We start from the raw sequence: 14,638 nt of genomic DNA, 5'->3' as shown, positions 1-14,638 counted from the left end.
GTGGCGCTGCCTGCTGAACGATTGAAGACCCTGATCGAGGCGGCGATCTTCGTGGCGGGGCGTCCCCTCACGGTGAGCGAAATCAAGGGCAGCGTGCTCTCGGACTACCCGGTCACCGGCCGCTATGTCCAGTTGCTGCTGGCAGAGCTCAGACAGGATTACAGCGAGCGGGGGGTCGAGCTCAAAGAGGTGGCCTCCGGCTGGCGTTTCCAGGCCCGCCAGGAGTACGCCGAGGAGCTGTCGCGCCTGTGGAGCGAGCGGGCTCCCCGTTATTCCCGCGCCGTGATGGAGACGCTGACGCTGATTGCCTATCGTCAGCCCATCACCCGGGCGGAGATAGAAGCCATCCGCGGGGTGGCGGTGTCGAGCCAGATCGTCAACACCCTCAAGGAGCGTGGCTGGGTGCGCAGCATCGGCCACAAGGAGGTGGCGGGTCGCCCCGAGCTGCTCGCCACCACCCGTGAATTTCTGGACTATTTCAACCTGCAGAGTCTGGAGCAGCTCCCCGAGCTGGATCCCGAGCTGCAGGCCCCCTTGTCGCTCATGCCGGGCGAGGGCGGTGACGGTCAGCCTCTGGCAGGCCGTGCTGAGCATGAACATGGTGGGGAGGCCAACGGGGCCGTCCCACAAGAGCCAAGGTTGTCCGCGATGTCGGCGGGCAGCGATCAACAATCAGGTAAACCCGATGAGTGAAAAACTGCAAAAAGTATTGGCCCGCGCGGGTCAAGGCTCCCGTCGTGAGATGGAGGCCCTGATCACCGCAGGTCGGGTCAGCGTGGATGGCAAGGTCGCCACGCTGGGGGATCGCGTCGAAGTGAACGCCGTGATCCGGGTGGATGGCCACCAGGTCAAGACCCGCGCCGCAGAGGAAGTGATCTGCCGCGTGCTGGCCTACCACAAGCCCGAAGGGGAGATGTGCACCCGTCACGATCCGGAAGGACGTCCCACCGTGTTTGATCGTCTGCCCAAGATGGATGGCGCCCGCTGGATTGCGGTGGGTCGTCTGGACGTCAACACCTCCGGTCTCTTGCTGTTCACCACCGACGGTGAACTGGCGAACCGCCTGATGCACCCGAGCCACGAAGTGGAGCGGGAATACGCGGTGCGCGTCTTTGGCGAGATCACCGAAGCCATGTTGCAGCGCCTGCGCAAGGGCGTGCAGCTGGAAGACGGTATGGCCAAGTTCAACAAGATCAAGCCGGCCGGCGGTGAAGGGCTGAACCAGTGGTTCAATGTCACCCTGACCGAGGGCCGCAACCGGGAAGTGCGCCGCCTGTGGGAGTCCCAGGAAGTACAGGTGAGCCGCCTGATGCGTATCCGCTACGGCGACGTCAAGCTGGATCGCGGCATCCCCCGCGGCGGCTGGCAGGAGCTGAAACTGCCCGAAGTGAACTACCTGCGCGGCCTGGTCAACCTGCCCAACGAGACCGAATCCAAGGTCGATTTGCAGCAGGATGGCAAGAGCACTCGCCACAAGCAGGCCGCCCAGATCCGTCGCGCCGTGAAGCGCCACAAGGAGATGCAGGGCAAGGAGCCGCGCGCCCGTGCCACTACCGCCCGTCGCAAGCCGACCTCCTCCACCCGCAATTCCGGCACCGGCAGCAAGTAAGCCGCCGCTACGGGTCGCTCGCCCCGGACACGCCACAAGCCCGCACCCCAAGGTGCGGGCTTTTTTGTGTTCCGGACATGTTCCCGGCCTGGTACGACAAAGAGGGCGGCGTAGGGGCAATGCTGTTCAGATAAGCACTTTTTTGACTGATTATTCATAAATTGGATTTGAGTTGAGGGGGCAAGGCTGTGTCCAGTCGATCTTCCTCCAGCCTTTATCCAGCGGGGCTTGCAATAGAAAGAGGGAGGCATCATGCCTCCCTCGCTTTTTTGTCCTGATACTACGTGGACTGGAACTCAAATTCTCTTAAGTGAACAGCATTGCGGCGTAGGGGGCTTTTTCATTCCTTTTACTAATGCATTTTTGTTTTCATCAATTTCTCTTTCTTTTTTTTCGACCCTGCCGAGGGAGCTGTTGCCCTGTCGGGACGGGCTTGTTAGCCTTTCGCGCACAAAGACAGGAGAAACCAATGAGCAAGGTACTGGATGAGCTGCTGGCGTTGCTGGCGCTCGAAAAGATCGAGGAGGGCCTGTTTCGGGGCCAGAGCCAGGATCTCGGGTTGCGATCCGTGTTTGGCGGACAGGTGATGGGGCAGGCCTTGTCAGCCGCCAAGCAGACGGTGGCAAGCGACCGCCAGGTCCACAGTTTCCACTCCTACTTTCTGCGCCCCGGGGATGCCAACAAGCCCATCGTCTACGACGTGGAGAACATCCGCGACGGCCAGACCGTCTCCACCCGCCGGGTCAAGGCCATCCAGAATGGCAAGCCCATCTTCTACCTCAACGCCTCCTTCCAGGTGGAGGCCGAGGGCTTCGAGCATCAGGCGAAGATGCCGGCCGGCATCACGCCCCCCGAGCAGCTCAAGAGCGAGCTGGAGCTGGTGCGTCCCTACGAGCAGATGATCCCGGCGGCCCTGCGGGACAAGATCCTGTGTGAGAAGCCCATCGAAATTCGCCCGGTGACCCTGGTGGACCCCATTCGCCCGGATGTTCACGAGCCCCTTCGCTACACCTGGTTCAAGGCCAATGGCCCGGTGCCGGACGATCAGCGGGTCCACAACTACCTGCTGGCCTATGCTTCCGACTTCCACTTCCTGTTCGCCGCTCTGCAGCCCCACGGGGTCTCCTACTGGGAGCCGGACATGCAGGTGGCCACCATCGATCACTCCATGTGGTTCCACCGGGAGTTCCGGCTGGACGACTGGCTGCTCTACGTGGTGGACAGCCCGAGCGCCAGCGGCGGTCGGGGTCTGGTGCGCGGCCAGTTCTTCACCCGGGATGGGGTATTGGTGGCGAGCACCATGCAGGAAGGGGTGATCCGTCGCCGGGGCTGAGACGCCCTCTTGCGCCAACGAAAAACGGGAGCCGATGGCTCCCGTTTTTTATTGCCTGCGCTATCAGGCTGCGTCCTGCTCGGTGCTGAGTGCTGGCTCGCCCCGGGCGAAGCGGTCGGCCCACAGGGCGATGACGCCGTCACCGGTGACGTTGCAGGCGGTGCCGAAGCTGTCCTGGGCCAGGTAGAGGGCGATCATCAGGGCGATGGAGGCCTCACCGAAGCCGAGCATGGAAGTGAGCAGGCCGAGCGCGGACATGACACCGCCACCCGGTGCGCCCGGCGCGGCAATCATGATGACGCCCAGCATCATGATGAAGGGCACCATGGTGCCGTAGCCCGGAATGGCCAGGTGTTCGGAGAGGAACATCACCGCCGTGGCGCAGGTCACCAGGGTGATGGTGGAGCCGCACAGGTGGATGGTGGCGCACAGGGGCACGGTGAAGTTGGCGATGCCGTCGCTCACGCCGTTGCGCTTGCTGGCTTGCAGGGCCACCGGAATGGTGGCGGCGCTGGACATGGTGCCAAGGGCGGTGAAGTAGGCGGGCAGCATGTTCTTGATGAGCATGACGGGGGAGCGCCCCTGAGCGAGGCCGGTGCCGACGAACAGGACGCAGAGCCAGATCCAGTGCATGACGATGGCCATCACCAGCACCACTCCGAAGGTCTTGAGGGTGGCGAAGACGGTGCCTTCCACCGTCATCTCGACGAAGACGCCGGCGATGTAGAAGGGGAGCAGGGGAATGATCACGCGTGCCAGCAGGCGGTCGATGATGTCACGGCCCTGATCGGCGACCCGGCGCAGGTCGGTGGCCTGGGTGGCACTGATGCCGATGCCGAACACGAAGGCGGCGGCCAGGGCCGACATCACCCCGAACAGGGGCGGGATCTCGAGGTTGATGTAGGAAGCGAGCTTGGTGGCAGCCTCGGCGGTGGGCTCGGCGGCCGTGGTCAGGTGCGGGATCAGGTGGCTCGCCACGGTGAAGGCGAACAGGCCCGCCAGTATGGTGGAGCAGTAGGAGAGCCCCACTGTCTTGCCCAGCAGCTTGCCGGAGTGCTTCGGCAGGCTGGCGATGCCGCTCATGATGAAGAAGAGGATGATGAGCGGGATGGTGAAGGTGATGAGCTGGCCTATCACCGTCTTGGCGGTGAACAGCACGCGGGCGACCCATTCGGGGGCATAGAGACCGAGCAGCAGGCCGGCGAGGATACCGGCAACCAGATTGAGAACGAGTTTCATGGGGGAATCCAGGTGTTGGTGTCTGATTTGTTATTTAATTTTGATTTTAATGCCGCTTTTTAACACAAACACCGCATCTTGTCTGCTTTATGGTGGTTAACTCAGGGTTAAATATTGTTAATGGGCTGAATGCCGTGAGGTATCACTGCCCCCGGGGGCTTTCGCGGATCAGCGCCGCACCAGCAAGGCGTGCAGCCAGGGGCCGTTCACCTCATCTTCCCCCACCCAGCCATGGAGCAGGGTGAAGGGGAGGGGAGCGATCAGGCGTCGTAGTCCCGCCTCGTCAAGCCGGGTCTGCAGGGGATATTCCCCCGACCGTGGCAGCGGTTCGCCCTTCCCGTGGGGGAAGGAGGCGTAGAGGGGGCCCCCGGCCTTGAGCAGGGTGGCCAGATGACCGAGCGCCGGGGCTATCTCGTGCTCGGGCAGACAGGGGAGGGAGCCGCTGGCCCAGATGCCGTCATAGGGAACGACGCTTTGCATCTGCTCGACGCGGCAGACTCGCACCGGCTGACCGCACAGGCGCGAGGCGGCAGCGGCCTGCGCCCGGCTCGCATCGAAGGCGGTCACGGTGAGGTCTTGCTGGCGAAAGAGGCGCAGATCCTCTCCTGCCCCGCAACCGGCCTCCAGCAGATGACGGCCGTTGCCCAGCAGGGCCAGGAAGGGGGCATGGGCGCCTGCCACGAGGGCGGGGCGAGGGGCGGCGTCGTGCGCCGGCGCGGGGGCGTGTGGCAAGGGTGTCGGGCTCATCGTGGTGGGGGGGCGTTACTCTAGCAGGTTTGCCCCCGGCTGTTGAGCATTGGCGGGGGCGGCGCGTCTTGCTGACTCAGGGGTGGCGGCGAAGGGTGGGGCTCGCGATGAGGGTGAACAGGGTATCGAGGAGGAAGTCCGACTCCTCCATCAGATCGATGCGATCCGGGAAGTGCAGCCAGTTGATGATGTAGCCGTCCAGAGTGCAGTGGAGCAGGGTGGCGGCGCGGCGCAGATCCAGCCCCTCGGGCAGTTGGCCGCGGTGCACGGCATTGGCCAGGGTGATCTCCAGATCCCGGAAGAAATTCATGGATTGCAGGTGCATGTGCTCGCGCATGACGGCGGCCTCTCCCTCCATGGATTCCAGATTGAACATGATGGTGAACATCTGCTGGTGGGCGGGCTCGGTGCTGATCTTGAGCATCACCTCCTTGAGAAAGCTGCGCAGCTTGCCCAGGGGATCCGGCTCCGCCTCGTCGACGCAGGCATCGAGCTGGTGGGAGAGGGGGGCACACAGCTCCTCCCACAGGGTGACGAACAGCTCTTCTTTATTCTTGAAGTGCCAGTAGATGGCGCCCCGGGTGAGGTCCGTCGCCTTGGCGATATCGGTCAGGCTGGTGCGCGCCAGCCCCTGTTGGCAGAAGAGATCCAGGGCCGTGCTCATGATGTTGCAGCGGGTTTGCTGCGCCTCTTCTTTGGTGCGTCTGGCCATTGACTCCGGTCCTGTTTAAAAGTGAAAAAAGTTTCTTACATACATTCATGAATGTATGTATATTGCCTCATCTTCGCCGTTTTACCAACAGGGGCCTTATAAACCCTGTGGTTTTGTCACTTCTTTTTGATTGAAACTGAGGTTCAGAGACTTGATGCATAAACATATTCTCGCACGTTCGGTCGGCCTTGCCTTGCTGGCAAGCGGCCTGCTGGCTGGCTGTGGTGACAAGGACGGGGCCCAGCAGGCCATGGGGGAGATGCCTCCCGCCGCCGTGGACGTGGTCACCCTCCATACGGCGCCCCTGCAACTGTTGTCCGAGCTCACCGGCCGCACCGCCCCCCTGCGGGTGGCCGAGGTGCGTCCCCAGGTGAACGGCATCATTCTCAAGCGCCTGTTCACCGAGGGGAGCGACGTCAAGGCCGGTCAGCTGCTCTATCAGATTGATCCCGCCGTCTATCAGGCCGAAGTGGCTTCCGCCAAGGCCACCCTCGCCAAGGCCGAGGCCAACGAGCGCAGCGCCCGCCTCAAGGCCCAGCGCTACGCCGAGCTGGTGAAGGTGAAAGCCATCAGCAGCCAGGAGTATGACGACGCCGACGCGGCCTGGAAACAGCAGCTGGCCGAGATCGGGGCCGCCAAGGCCGCATTGCAGACCGCCAACATCAACCTGGCTTACACCCGCATCACGGCCCCCATCAGCGGCCGCATCGGCAAGTCGGCGGTGACCGAGGGAGCCCTGGTGACCGCCCAGCAGGCGGACAGCCTCACCTCCATCTCCCAGCTTGATCCCATGTACGTGGACGTGCGCCAGTCCACCGCCGACCTGCTGCGCCTCAAGCGCCTGGTGGCCGAGGGCAAGCTGACCCAGGGGGAGAAGGACGGGGCCGGTGTCAGCTTCCAGCTGGAAGATGGCAGCCAGTATGGCGAGAAAGGGGCCCTCCAGTTCTCCGACGTGACCGTGGACGAGGCGACCGGCATGGTGACCCTGCGGGTGATCGTGCCCAACCCGGAGCAACTGCTGCTGCCCGGCATGTTCATGCGCGCCACCTTGCAGGAGGGCGAGCGCCCGCAAGGCCTGCTGGTGCCCCAGACTGCCGTGACCCGCACCCCCAAGGGCGGTGCCACCGTCATGGTGGTGACTGCGGACAACAAGGTGGAACTGCGTGAAGTGCAGGTCGGCCGCATGTCCGGCGACAGCTGGGTGGTGGAGTCCGGTCTCAAGGCTGGCGAGAAGGTGATCGTCGCCGGTCTGCAGAAAGTCAAACCCGGGGTCGTGGTGGCGCCCACTGAACGTGCCGGCAACAGCGCACAACAGACCCCGGCAACCAAGCAGTAGGATGGAGTAGTCGCCTCATGGCACGTTTTTTCATAGATAGACCCATTTTCGCCTGGGTGATCGCCCTGGTGATCATGCTGGCCGGGGCCATGGCCATCATCGGCCTGCCGGTGGCCCAGTACCCGACCATCGCCCCGCCGGCGGTTGGCATCTCCGCCAGCTACCCGGGGGCCTCCGCCAAGACGGTGGAAGACTCGGTGACCCAGATCATCGAGCAGAACATGACCGGGCTGGATCACCTGCTCTACATGTCGGCGCAATCCGACTCGTCAGGGAACGTCAGCGTGACCCTCACCTTCAAGCCGGGTACGGATCCCGACATCGCCCAGGTGCAGGTGCAAAACAAGCTGCAACAGGCCATGTCGCTCCTGCCCCAAGAGGTGCAGCAACAGGGCGTGCGGGTCCAGAAGACCTCCAGCAGCTTCCTGATGGTGGCCGCCTTCATCTCCACCGATGGCGCCATGACCAACGATGACCTGGCGGACTATGTGGTAGCCAACATCAAGGAGCCCCTGAGCCGTCTGGACGGGGTCGGTGACATCACCTTGTTCGGCAGCCAGTACTCCATGCGCGTCTGGCTCGATCCCCACAAGCTCAACCGGGTGCAGATGACCCCGGCCGACATTCAGGCCGCCATCAAGGCCCAGAACGCCCAGGTTGCCTTCGGCAAGCTGGGGGGGACCCCTGCGGTGAGCGATCAGCAATTTACCGCCACCATCATGGGCCAGACCCGGCTCTCCACCGTGGAGGAGTTCAACAACATCCTGCTGCGGGTGAACCAGGACGGCTCCAAGGTCCAGCTCAAGGACGTGGCCCGGGTCGAGCTTGCCGGTGAAAACTACGACGCGACCGCGCTCTACAACGGCCAGGCCACCGCCGCCGTCGCCATCAAGCTGGCGACCGGTGCCAACGCCCTGGACACCGCCGAGCACGTGCGGACCAAGCTGGGTGAACTCTCCGAGTACTTCCCGGCCAACATGGAGATCGTCTATCCCTACGACACCACGCCGTTCGTGAAGATCTCCATCGAGGAGGTGGTGCAGACCCTGATCGAGGCGATCTTCCTGGTGTTCTGCGTCATGTATCTGTTCTTGCAGAACTTCCGGGCAACCCTTATTCCGACCATCGCGGTGCCCGTGGTCCTGCTCGGCACCTTCGGGGTGATGGCGGCCTTCGGCTTCTCCATCAACACCCTGACCATGTTCGGTCTGGTGCTCGCCATCGGCCTCTTGGTGGATGACGCCATCGTGGTGGTGGAGAACGTGGAGCGTCTGATGAGCGAGGAGGATCTCTCCCCCCTCGAGGCGACCCGCAAGTCCATGACCCAGATCACCGGCGCCCTGGTGGGCATCGCCCTGGTGCTGTCGGCGGTGTTCGTGCCCATGGCTTTCTTCGGTGGCTCTACCGGTGCCATCTATCGCCAGTTCTCCCTCACCATCGTCTCGGCCATGGTGCTCTCTGTGCTGGTGGCCCTGATCCTGACCCCGGCCCTGTGCGCCACCCTGCTCAAACCCATGAAGCACGGTGAATTCGGCGCCCAGCGCGGCTTCTTCGGCTGGTTCAACCGCTTCTTCGACACCAACGCCAACCGTTACCAGAACGGCGTGCGCAAGGTGATCAAGCAGGGCACCCGCTACGGCATCATCTATCTGGCCATGCTGGCGGTGCTGGCGGTGCTCTTCATGCGCATGCCCACCTCCTTCCTGCCGGAAGAGGATCAGGGGGTCATCATGTCCATGGTGCAGCTCCCGGTGGGGGCGACCAAGGAGCGGACCGAGGTGGTGCTCGGGGAGATGCGCGACTACTTCCTCGAGAACGAGAAGGAGAACGTGGACTCCGTGCTGACGGTGGCGGGCTTCAGCTTCGCCGGTAGCGGTCAGAACAGCGGCATGGCCTTCATCAAGCTCAAGGACTGGAGTGAGCGCAAGGGAGAAGAGCGCAGCGCCAATGCCATCATCGGCCGCGCCATGGGGTTCCTGTTCAGCATCAAGGAAGCCCAGGTCTTCGCCTTCAACCTGCCCCCCATTCCGGAACTCGGCACGGCCACCGGCTTCGACTTCTTCCTGCAGGACCGTGGCGGTCTGGGTCATGAGAAGCTGATGCAGGCACGCAACCAGCTGCTCGGCATGGCGGCGCAGGATCCCAACCTGGTGCGGGTACGCCCGAACGGGATGGAAGACACGCCCCAGCTCGACATCAAGATCGATTACGAGAAGGCGCTGGCCCAGGGGCTCTCCATCACCGACATCAACAACACCCTGTCGGCGGCCTGGGGCTCCTCCTATGTGAACGACTTCGTCGACAGAGGCCGGGTCAAGAAGGTCTATCTGCAGGCGGATGCCCCTTTCCGGATGAACCCGGAAGATCTGAAGCTGTGGTACGTGCGCAACAGCGCGGGCCAGATGGTGCCCTTCTCCGCCTTTGCCAGCACGGAGTGGAGCTTCGGCTCGCCCCGTCTTGAGCGCTACAACGGTGTCTCCGCCATGGAGATCGTCGGTGAGGCGGCCCCGGGCAAGAGTACGGGTGATGCCATGGCGGCCATCGAGGAGATGGTGAAACAGTTGCCGGAAGGGATCGGCATCGAGTGGACCGGCCTCTCCTTCCAGGAGCGTCAGGCAGGCTCCCAGGCGCCGGCCCTGTACGCCATCTCGCTCCTGGTGGTCTTCCTCTGTCTGGCGGCCCTCTACGAGAGCTGGAGCATTCCGTTCTCGGTCATGCTGGTGGTGCCGCTCGGGGTGCTGGGGGCCATTTTGGCCGCGACCCTGCGCGGGCTTGAGAATGACGTCTACTTCCAGGTAGGCCTGCTCACCACGATCGGGCTGTCGGCCAAGAACGCCATCCTCATCGTCGAGTTCGCCAAGGAGCTGCACGACAAGGGGATGAGGCTCGGGGATGCGGTGGTGGAGGCCTCGCGTCAGCGCCTGCGCCCCATCCTGATGACCTCGCTCGCCTTCATCCTGGGGGTACTGCCCCTGGTGATCAGCACCGGGGCGGGCGCCAGCAGCCGAAACGCCATCGGGACCGGCGTGATGGGAGGGATGATCAGTGCCACCGTGCTCGCCATCTTCTTCGTGCCGCTCTTCTTCGTGCTGGTGATGCGCTATTTCACCGAACGCAAGCATGCCGGGGAAGAGAGTGTCCACACCAAGGAGATCAACCATGACTAAGACCCTGATCGCCCTGGGCGTGACCCTGATGATGGGGGGCTGCTCCATGGCCCCCGACTACCAGCGCCCCGAGCTGCCCCAAGGCGCCTCCTGGCAAGCTGACTTGGCCGCCAAGGGGGAACTTGCCCCCTGGCGCCAGCAGTTCCAGGACCCGGCCCTGCAGACGCTGATCGGCACCGCCCTTGAGAGCAACCGGGATCTGCGCCTGGCAGCCCTCAACGTCGAGGCCTACGAGGCGAAATACCGTATCCAGCGGGCGGCCCAGTTGCCGACCCTGGCCGCCAGTGGCAGCGGTACCCGCCAGCAGGGATCCGACGATCTCAGTAGTACTGGGCAGGGCACCATCAGCAGCCAGTATGGCGCCAACATCGGCATCACCGCCTATGAGCTGGATCTGTTTGGCCGGATCCAGAGCCTGAAAGATCAGGCCCTTGAGACTTATCTGGCGCAAATCGAGACCCAGCGCAGCACCCAGATCGCCCTGGTGGCCTCGGTGGCCAATGCCTACTTCACCCTGCTGGCGGATCAGGAGTTGCTGGCCCTGAGCCAGGCGACCCTCGCCACCGAGCAGGAGAGCTATGCCCTGACCGAGCACAAATACCGCCTGGGCGCCGCCTCCGAGATGGAGCTGGCCCAGGGGCGCACGGCACTGGAAAACGCCAAGGTCAGCCAGGCGCAATACCAGCGTCTGGTGAAGCAGGACAGAAACGGTCTGGCCCTGCTGCTTGGCACCGATATCCCGGTGCTGGCGGCACAACCGGCCACCCTGGCCGAGGTGAAACTGGCGCCGATCCCGGTGGGGGCTCCCTCCAGCCTGTTGCAGCAACGCCCGGACATCCTGGCGGCGGAGCACAACCTGAAGGCGGCCAACGCCAACATAGGGGCGGCCCGTGCCGCCTTCTTCCCGACCATCTCGCTCACCGCGACGGCGGGCACCGCCAGCAACCAGCTGAGCGGTCTGTTTGACGGCGGCACCGGCACCTGGACCTTCATGCCCCAGATCAATCTGCCCATCTTCGATGGCGGCAAGCGCGTTGCGGATCTGGACGTGGCCGAGGTGGGGACCAGGCAGGCGGTGGCGAGCTACGAGAAGAGCATCCAGACCGCCTTCAAGGAGGTCGCGGATACCCTCGGTGCCCAGGCTGACTACGCGCAGCAGCTGCAGGCGCAACAGGCGCTGGTGGATGCCAATCAGACCTACTTCAGGCTGGCGGAGGTGCGTTACGAGCAAGGGGTGGACAGCTACCTGACCCGCCTCGATGCCCAGCGCTCCCTGTTCAGCGCCAAGCAGGGGCTCATCAGCACCCGGCTCGCCCAGCTGAGTAACCAGGTCGCCCTCTACAAGGCCGTCGGTGGCGGCTGGCAGGCGCCGAAGGACGCAGAGCCGGCATCAGACAAACAGGGTTGACCCCTCGGGGTTGACGTAAAAAGCATCAGGGGCGAACCACTAGGTTCGCCCCGTTTTTTTATCTGTCATGTCGAGAAGCCAAATCGAGGCAGGTGACAAAGGTATGAAAGTGCTATTCACCTGACTGTTGTCCACAAGGGAGTGGTCATATGGCTTCAAACCGGATAACAAAACGGTATCCCTACCGTGTTATCTGGAGTCACCGTTGACCTGCAACGAGAAAATAGCACGCTGTAAACTCCGCTTGTTAAAGCTCGCCAAAGATCTCAATAACGTAAGCAAAGCCTGCAAGCTGATCGGCCGAGGGCTTGCTCGACAAACTGCCCGGCTGTAAAGGGCACATCCCAACCGGGTCGCTCCCGAGATTGAACAGGCCATCCTCGATAACTCTCTCACCAATCCAACCCAGTACCCGCTGTGGTCTGCACAAAGACGTGTCTGCAAAGCATCAACGTCAGTGCGGGCGATCTGAGTGGCGTATGACAACGTCACGACCTGCTTTCCAAGCTCGGCCGCTTGTTGTGCCTCGAGAAAACCCATCGGGAGTAGACGATGGAGCTCAATGATGAATAAGTTCGCCTGCTCTAGCGCTTCAGTCCTGAGTTTCGCGAACGCCAGATCGAAGTTAACTACATTGGGGAACTGGTGGCGTGCGATACCTTCATCGTCGGTGTACTCAAGGGGGACAAGGTGTATCTGGAAATCGTGCTGGACGGCTAAAACCGTCATGCCTGGGGACGGCACTATACCGGCAAGTTGCCGGTGACTTCGGTTCATGTGCTCAATGAAACGGTCCTGCCGTTCTTTGAAGCACATGAACCGTGTGTCTATCCCATCTCCTGTCAGATAACTGGCGCGCGTTCTGCGGACGCTCTGACCATCATCCCAACGAGCTGTTCTTGCAACTGGGGGATTGAACTCTGGGCTAACACGGTACGCAGGCCACAGAGCAATGACTTTATCGAACGACTGCATCGTACCATGCTGGATGAACACTTCCTTATCAAGAGGCGGACGACCAAGCCGTAAGGTCCCGGAATGAGTCAGTGGGGCAGATTCAGACAGACTTACATCGCTACCTGGAGCGCTGCAACACCCAGCTGTCACATCTGGGTAGGATGTTGGAGGTACATACCTCCTATCGTATGTTCAAGAAGGGGCAAAAGTTGACACCGAAGGAACTGCGCTCTAAATCAGCGTAACCAAAACACCGGTTTGAGGCCGGTGTCAGGTGATAACCATATCGGTACAGTTATTATAATCAACAACACTGCATTAAATAATCACAAATTGATTTTTGAGATATTTTCAATAGTAGTGATTTTACAAAAGCAAGTGTTAGCTAAACCTGTGAGAAAAACTCCACTAGAGACTTAATAGATACATTGTCATCTTTTGCTTTTCTAAATATATCACGTAAAATATCCCTTTTTTCACTACTTAATAGTATTCTGTTTTCAATGGTGTCGCGGATTATGCCTCGTTCTAAAGTACGCCTCTTAGGAATATCGATCTTGATTAATTTGTCTCGCAGCAGCATTTGCCTAATAAATGATTTTAAATCAAGCTTATCCTTGGAATCATCAATGCTAAGAGTGTACTCATCACCATATGCATTTCTTGAGGCAGGGGACTCAAAACGATAACCCCATGTGCACCCAGTTTTCTCGGTTATCCTATTGTTCCAGAATTCATATATTAATAGTGGTAAATCACTTTCAATGTCAGAGGTAAATATAGAGATGAAGTGGATATGAAACCCTATATATGGTGAGTGATCCACTTTCATTATATAACCAACCATGTTTTTTAATGTTGCGTCTCTAACTAAGTTCCTTAATAGACGGTCTTTCAGATGCAGCATGCTGATTAAATCACTCTCGCAATCTAAAAAGGATGTTGCACGTTTAAAAGGGTCATCAAATATGTCTTTATTTGGTATTATCCCAAGTCGCATCGCAACTACACGTAACCCACCATGAATCTTAACTAGATCATCAATGTAATTTATACAAGAAGCAATATTTTTCTCTGCAGAAAAATAGAACTCTTTAATCTGTTTCTTGTTAATAACTTTTGTTTTGCGAGTTTCATTGTCATTAACGCTCTCTTTACTCATGTCCTTTATAGGGTTAGCTACACTTGTGTAATACGGTTTATGATAAATAAACGTCATGAAGTTTTTACGTATATCAAGTGGATGCATATCATAAATATTGATGCGATGGCACTTACAGAATTCTATAAAAAAGTATAGCAATGGATTTATTTTATGAGTTTTTAATTTTTCAATTTCATCTCGTAGCTCATAGGCAACATCCAAAACGTTAACGCTTTTAGCTTCAGGTCTTATTGTTTCTTTTGTTTTCTTTGGGGGAGGGAGCGATTCTTTAACTGAGTTTAATTTAATAATGCATGAAGTAAAACTAGTGAGTGCGCTATAAAATGAACCTAAAAAAATCACAGAAGGTTGTTTTGATGATGCATTAATCAAAATTGAGCCACTCTTATCTATGCGATAGTAAATAGAGTGGCTACACTCATTAAAATTTAAGAAAGCAAGCCTCATCTCTTCATTTATAGCCGAAAGGTAGGAATATTTACACCTAATTGATTCCACGATTCCCCCCCATTAAAGTTAATATTCTTTTTTAGTGCATAAAAAACAATGGCTTACGATTTTGTGTTCTGGCTATCCTATACCATCTATCCGCGATCGTGAAGGCGACAGGTAGACCGATAAACTGTTTATCTAAGATATCCATCTGTATTCTATACATATTTTCTTAATGTTTTTTTACTGACACACCCTTCTGATGACAAAAATCACGACATAACCATGATCAGCCAAGACAAAAATCTGCTCATCAACGACCTTATCAATCAGTTCGGTATGGAAATGTTAGCTTGCTATGACTACTTATACCCCAAACCATCCGAGACAATTCAGTACTCAATTGGTTTTCGTGAGTACATTGTCTATAGCTATAGCGTCGAAGTCAGTCTGGAGTGCACTTATCACACTTAGTGAGCTCCATAACTTACAGCCACAACTCGCATGTGTTGAATAGTTGTCAATTAAATAAA

At 59.1% G+C, this 14,638-nt stretch carries 10 protein-coding genes and 1 pseudogene; 7 read left to right on the top strand and 4 right to left on the bottom strand.

The annotated features are described in order from the left end of the window. The 3 genes from scpB to tesB all read left to right on the top strand — a co-directional run bounded on the left by scpB (position 1) and on the right by tesB (position 2,942). Positions 1–693, top strand: coding sequence for an SMC-Scp complex subunit ScpB (gene scpB, locus C3F36_RS03075; RefSeq protein ID WP_043155571.1), 693 nt, complete (start codon positions 1–3; stop codon positions 691–693). Continuing rightward, positions 686–1,609 carry a 23S rRNA pseudouridine(2605) synthase RluB gene (rluB, locus tag C3F36_RS03070; RefSeq protein ID WP_039039190.1) on the top strand — a complete coding sequence of 308 codons (924 nt, stop codon included), beginning with the start codon at positions 686–688 and terminating at the stop codon, positions 1,607–1,609. Before scpB ends, rluB begins: the two co-directional genes overlap by 8 nt. Before the next feature lie 469 nt (positions 1,610–2,078). Then, the gene (gene tesB / locus C3F36_RS03065) at positions 2,079–2,942 is read left to right on the top strand and encodes an acyl-CoA thioesterase II (protein WP_039039188.1); all 864 of its coding nucleotides are present in this window, start codon (positions 2,079–2,081) and stop codon (positions 2,940–2,942) included. 63 nt (positions 2,943–3,005) lie between these two features. Here tesB and C3F36_RS03060 read toward each other — a convergent pair whose 3' ends face one another. From C3F36_RS03060 to C3F36_RS03050, 3 genes are all read right to left on the bottom strand, one after another. Then, positions 3,006–4,181, bottom strand: a complete 1,176-nt coding sequence (locus C3F36_RS03060; protein ID WP_104454446.1) for a dicarboxylate/amino acid:cation symporter — start codon at positions 4,179–4,181, stop codon at positions 3,006–3,008. 168 nt (positions 4,182–4,349) lie between these two features. Then, a complete protein-coding gene (locus C3F36_RS03055) occupies positions 4,350–4,913 on the bottom strand; it encodes a class I SAM-dependent methyltransferase (protein WP_233759702.1) in 564 nt (187 codons plus the stop codon). 91 nt (positions 4,914–5,004) lie between these two features. Beyond that, on the bottom strand, positions 5,005–5,640 hold the full coding sequence (locus tag C3F36_RS03050) for a TetR family transcriptional regulator (RefSeq protein WP_043155094.1): 636 nt from the start codon (positions 5,638–5,640) through the stop codon (positions 5,005–5,007). Between the two features lie 154 nt (positions 5,641–5,794). Between C3F36_RS03050 and C3F36_RS03045 the strand changes: the two genes are divergently transcribed. The 4 genes and pseudogenes from C3F36_RS03045 (at position 5,795) to C3F36_RS23565 (ending at position 12,753) form a co-directional block, all read left to right on the top strand. Next, positions 5,795–6,976, top strand: a complete 1,182-nt coding sequence (locus C3F36_RS03045) for an efflux RND transporter periplasmic adaptor subunit (RefSeq protein ID WP_104454445.1) — start codon at positions 5,795–5,797, stop codon at positions 6,974–6,976. A gap of 17 nt (positions 6,977–6,993) precedes the next feature. Further along, positions 6,994–10,143 (top strand): efflux RND transporter permease subunit, encoded by a 3,150-nt coding sequence (locus C3F36_RS03040; RefSeq protein WP_041213203.1) that lies wholly within the window; start codon positions 6,994–6,996, stop codon positions 10,141–10,143. Then, positions 10,136–11,551, top strand: a complete 1,416-nt coding sequence (locus tag C3F36_RS03035; protein ID WP_043155092.1) for an efflux transporter outer membrane subunit — start codon at positions 10,136–10,138, stop codon at positions 11,549–11,551. Before C3F36_RS03040 ends, C3F36_RS03035 begins: the two co-directional genes overlap by 8 nt. Positions 11,552–11,756: 205 nt before the next feature. Beyond that, positions 11,757–12,753 (top strand): annotated as a pseudogene (locus tag C3F36_RS23565) (IS481 family transposase). A 140-nt stretch (positions 12,754–12,893) separates the two neighbouring features. Here the strand turns inward: C3F36_RS23565 and C3F36_RS23200 are convergent. Next, positions 12,894–14,171 carry a hypothetical protein gene (locus C3F36_RS23200; protein ID WP_128345156.1) on the bottom strand — a complete coding sequence of 426 codons (1,278 nt, stop codon included), beginning with the start codon at positions 14,169–14,171 and terminating at the stop codon, positions 12,894–12,896. Positions 14,172–14,638 lie beyond the last annotated feature (467 nt).

The sequence above is a fragment of the Aeromonas sp. ASNIH2 genome (genome assembly GCF_002934795.1).
In the GTDB taxonomy this organism is placed as follows: Bacteria; Pseudomonadota; Gammaproteobacteria; order Enterobacterales; family Aeromonadaceae; genus Aeromonas; species Aeromonas caviae.
The sequence above is the reverse complement of the archived record's forward strand: the minus strand, read 5'-3'. Positions and strand labels throughout refer to the sequence as shown.

Bases quoted from the DNA above. Each gene is read 5' to 3' on its own strand.
- rluB (WP_039039190.1), top strand. From the start codon at position 686: ATGAGTGAAAAACTGCAAAAAGTATTGGCCCGCGCGGGTCAAGGCTCC.
- tesB (WP_039039188.1), top strand. From the start codon at position 2,079: ATGAGCAAGGTACTGGATGAGCTGCTGGCGTTGCTGGCGCTCGAAAAG.
- C3F36_RS03060 (WP_104454446.1), bottom strand. From the start codon at position 4,181: ATGAAACTCGTTCTCAATCTGGTTGCCGGTATCCTCGCCGGCCTGCTG.
- C3F36_RS03050 (WP_043155094.1), bottom strand. From the start codon at position 5,640: ATGGCCAGACGCACCAAAGAAGAGGCGCAGCAAACCCGCTGCAACATC.
- C3F36_RS03045 (WP_104454445.1), top strand. From the start codon at position 5,795: ATGCATAAACATATTCTCGCACGTTCGGTCGGCCTTGCCTTGCTGGCA.
- C3F36_RS03040 (WP_041213203.1), top strand. From the start codon at position 6,994: ATGGCACGTTTTTTCATAGATAGACCCATTTTCGCCTGGGTGATCGCC.
- C3F36_RS03035 (WP_043155092.1), top strand. From the start codon at position 10,136: ATGACTAAGACCCTGATCGCCCTGGGCGTGACCCTGATGATGGGGGGC.